At 71.9% G+C, this 3,442-nt stretch carries 6 protein-coding genes; all 6 read right to left on the bottom strand.

The window, feature by feature from the left end; genetic code table 11:
* Nucleotides 1–153: 153 nt before the first annotated feature.
* Nucleotides 154–315 carry a DUF2635 domain-containing protein gene (locus ACZJYS_RS23575; RefSeq protein WP_493180547.1) on the bottom strand — a complete coding sequence of 54 codons (162 nt, stop codon included), beginning with the start codon at nucleotides 313–315 and terminating at the stop codon, nucleotides 154–156.
* 12 nt (nucleotides 316–327) lie between these two features.
* Nucleotides 328–879, bottom strand: coding sequence for a hypothetical protein (locus ACZJYS_RS23570; protein WP_493180546.1), 552 nt, complete (start codon nucleotides 877–879; stop codon nucleotides 328–330).
* On the bottom strand, nucleotides 876–1,214 hold the full coding sequence (locus ACZJYS_RS23565) for a head-tail joining protein (RefSeq protein ID WP_493180545.1): 339 nt from the start codon (nucleotides 1,212–1,214) through the stop codon (nucleotides 876–878). The genes ACZJYS_RS23570 and ACZJYS_RS23565 overlap by 4 nt, the downstream gene beginning before the upstream one ends.
* Before the next feature lie 6 nt (nucleotides 1,215–1,220).
* Nucleotides 1,221–2,255, bottom strand: a complete 1,035-nt coding sequence (locus tag ACZJYS_RS23560) for a major capsid protein (RefSeq protein WP_493180544.1) — start codon at nucleotides 2,253–2,255, stop codon at nucleotides 1,221–1,223.
* A 98-nt stretch (nucleotides 2,256–2,353) separates the two neighbouring features.
* Complete coding sequence (locus ACZJYS_RS23555; protein ID WP_493180543.1) at nucleotides 2,354–2,740, bottom strand: head decoration protein; 387 nt, start codon at nucleotides 2,738–2,740, stop codon at nucleotides 2,354–2,356.
* 12 nt (nucleotides 2,741–2,752) lie between these two features.
* On the bottom strand, nucleotides 2,753–3,442 hold a 690-nt coding region (locus ACZJYS_RS23550), incomplete at its 5' end, for a hypothetical protein (protein ID WP_493180542.1).

The following is a 3,442-nucleotide window of genomic DNA, read 5'->3' as shown; positions in this document are numbered from 1 at the left end:
ACCAGCTCGGTCAGCAGGAAGCCGCGCACCGCCTCCAGCACCTCGTCCAGGGTGCGGGCGACGTGGATCTCACTGGAGCGGGCGGCGTCCATGTAGGACAGGCGGACAGGCGAGATGACCCAGCCGTTCGCGACCTTCTGAATCTCGACGCGGTCATTCACCGGCATCGGCAGCCTCCGGCGCCTCGACCACGTCGCCATCGCGCAGGCGGCGCAGCCAGTAGTCGGTGCACGGCACGTCGCGGCCCTCGGCGGGCAGCAGGTCGCGCAGCTCGGGATCGCGCACCGCGCGGCCCTCCGAGGGGGTCACCTTCATGGGTGGAGGTCCTTATGGCGCGGCGTCGAAGCGCGGCGCGAAGGTGAGAGTGGGCTCGTCGCAGACGATGGGCGGCGGCAGCAGCCGGTAGCGCTCGCTGAAGCGCAGATCGAAGGCGACCAGGGCGCGGCCCAGCGTCTGCTCGGCGTCGCGGCCATGGACGCCAAAGGTGGTCCGCACGCCCTCGATGCGCTCGATCAGGCCAGTGCGCCCGAGCAGCTCGGGCGCCTGCATGACCGCATCGGTGACGGCGCCGGCCAGCGCCTCCAGCTCGTCCTCGACCGCCTCGGCCTGCTCGCCGGTGCGGGAGGCCTCGGCCACCCGGATCTCGACGGCGAGCGTCAGCTCCACGGCGTAGGAGGTGACGGCCGTGCCGGCGCCGGCCGGCGCCTTCTTGTCCTCCTGCCAGGCATAGACCAGCAGCGCCGGCAGCTCGCGCTCCTGCAGCGGCCAACTGCGCCCGCGATAGACCCGGCGCCGCACCGCCGGCACGCGCGCCTTGAGCAGCTCCACCACGGCGTGGCGGATGCGGGCCCGGGCGGAGGGCCAGTCGGTATCGCTCATGGCCCGGCGCTGCCGATCTTCTTGACGGGCAGGTAGACCCAGCCCTGGCCGTCCGGCTGCGCGTCGCTGGCGACGAAGCTGATGCCCCGGACCTGCACGCGGTCACCCGCGTCATGCACGAAGCCTGGCGGGAAGTCGGCCTGGCAGACGCCGATCTGCGTCTGCATGACCGAGACCGGCGCCTCGCCATCCAGCAGGGCCTGGAGCTGGAAGCGGTCGTAGATCGCCCGCACCCAGATCAGGCCGGCCTGGCCGCGCGGCTGGTAGGCCACCCGATCCGGCTCGGCGAAGGCCTCCAGGACGGCGGCGTTCAGCGCACCGAAGTCGATGGCCATGGCGCGTCAGGTGCCGGCGCGGCCGCTCTGCAGCATCTCCGGCCGCGTGCAGATGTGCAGCGGGTAGGAGTAGACCTCCTGGCGCCAGAAGCTGTTGCGGTCGCGGTCGAAGATCGGCTGCACGTAGAGCGGCTTGCCGGGGGTGTTCACCCACTCGAAGGTCTCGCCCGGCGCGAGGGCGCGCTCGAACACGCCCGGCGCACCCACGGGGAAGAACTTCACCTTGGTCGGCTCGATGGCGATGGTGCTCTGGTCGTTCGAGCCCTGGTAGTTGAGCCAGTCGATGCCGGCGTAGTGCATCGAGGAGAAGGCCGCGCCCTGGCGCAGCTCGGCGGCCGCCTGCCAGTTGAGGTAGGTCTTCACCACGTCCTGGTGGCTGATCAGGTCGTCCCAGAACTCATCGCCGCAGAGCGCCTGCACGCGGGTGGTGGGGGTCCAGGCGCCCTGCGCCTTGCGCTGCATGTCACGCACCACGGCGTTGCACTTGCGGCGCAGGTCGCCATCCTTGGGCGTCGCGGCCTTGAGGTTGAAGGCGATTTCGGCCGGCTGGGTGACACCGAACTCGTCGAACCAGTTGAACAGCACCGAGCCGTCGGCATCGAGCAGGATGCCCTGCACGGCGCCGAGGCGGTGCCGCTCCCAGGTGTATTCCATGTTGCTGGTCAGGCCGGTCGGGCCGGCCAGACGGCGCGCCACCTCGGTCTGCAGCTGCATCAGCACGCTCTCGGTGCCGAACTCGCGGATGCCCTGCAGCTCCGAGGCCATGATGGTGTCGCCATGCGCCAGGCGCGGCGTCTCGAAGTAGCGCATCTTGCGCTTCTCGGTCTGGCGCTCGGTGAGTGGCGCGCCGCGCTGGCTGGTCGGGATCACCGTCAGGATGCCGTTGCGCTCCTCGACGGCGAGCGCCGTGGTGCGGATCGGCTTGTCGTTGAAGATGCCGAGGCTGCCGAGGCCGGTCGGCAGGAAGGGCGTGCGCTCGACGAAGCTCGTCAGCTCCAGGGCCGAGAAGGCGTCCTGGCGGAACAGGTTCAGGATGGTCAAGGCGGGATGCTCCATCCGGGCGGCCGCGCGCCATGGGGCGCGCCAGGGTCCAGGCCCAGGGCTGCAGGAAAGGCGCCCGCGCGTGGCGGGCGCGGGGATCAGCGGCCGATGATGCCGCGCGTGGCGAGATCGACCAGCGCCGCGGCACGGCCGGCGGCGTCGACCGCGGCGTCAAAGCGCAGCTCAGCGCTGTTCACCTCCGCGTCGCGCGCCACGATGGCGAGGCGCTTCTGGCCGCCGGCGGGGATCACGCCGCCGGCGTAGAGGATGCAGGAGGCGACCTCGCTGCCATCGGTGCCGACATTGTCGTAGGGCACCAGGCTGCCATCGGCGGTGAGGGTGGCCATCACCAGGCCGGCCTCCAGCACCAGCTCGGCGCCGCCCGGGTTCTTCACCAGGCCAGTGTCACGCGAGCGGAAGCCGTTGGCCTCGGAGATGATGAAGGCGCCCGGGTAGAAGCGCTCGTTGAGGACGGGGCTGACCATCGTGGTGGTCCCTTACTTGCTGCGGATGCCGGCGCGGCCGGCCGCGACATCCCAGGAGGAGGCGACGGCCTGGCGGCCGCTGGGCGGGGGCGGTGCGGAGCCGGTGGGGCGCGGCGTGCCGAGCGCGCCCATGGCCGCGCCCAGCCCGCCGGTCCGGGCGCTGGCGCTCTCGACCGGCAGGCTGGCCAGCACGCCGATGGCCTCGCGGGCGCTCATGTTGGTCTTGAACGCCATCTGCGCGGCGGCGGCGACGCGGCCGGCCGCATGGCGCGAGCCGAAGATCGCGGCGCAGCGGGCGCGCTCGCGGCGGCGGGCGGCGCGCGCCTTGGGATCGCGCTCGTCCGCCTCGTCCTGCTCCTCCTCATCATCCTCCTCGGCGGTGGTGCGGCGGCCCTCGGGGTCGCGCTCATCCTCCTCCTCGTCCTCCGAGGCACGCCGGCCCTTCGGCTTGTCGTCCTCGTCTTCCTTTTCGGAGGCGCGGCGGCCCTTCGGCTTGTCGTCCTCGTCTTCCCCCTCGGAAGCGCGGCGGCCCTGCGGCTTGTCGTCCTCGTCCTCATCATCGGAGGCGCGACGGCCCTGCGGTTTGTCGTCCTCCTCGTCCTCGGAGGCGCGGCGCGCCTTCTTGGCCTTGTCCTCGTCCTCGCGCTCATCCTCGGCGCGGGCGTTCTTGCCGGCATGGCCGAGCAGGTGCGCGAAGGACAG

The sequence above is a fragment of the Roseomonas sp. TS2 genome (assembly GCF_058833935.1).
This window is presented reverse-complemented; position numbering and strand designations above follow the sequence as displayed.

What these genes read in the sequence shown, in the direction of transcription:
- ACZJYS_RS23575 (WP_493180547.1), bottom strand. Translation starts at nt 315, where the DNA reads ATGAAGGTGACCCCCTCGGAGGGCCGCGCGGTGCGCGATCCCGAGCTG.
- ACZJYS_RS23570 (WP_493180546.1), bottom strand. Translation starts at nt 879, where the DNA reads ATGAGCGATACCGACTGGCCCTCCGCCCGGGCCCGCATCCGCCACGCC.
- ACZJYS_RS23565 (WP_493180545.1), bottom strand. Translation starts at nt 1,214, where the DNA reads ATGGCCATCGACTTCGGTGCGCTGAACGCCGCCGTCCTGGAGGCCTTC.
- ACZJYS_RS23555 (WP_493180543.1), bottom strand. Translation starts at nt 2,740, where the DNA reads ATGGTCAGCCCCGTCCTCAACGAGCGCTTCTACCCGGGCGCCTTCATC.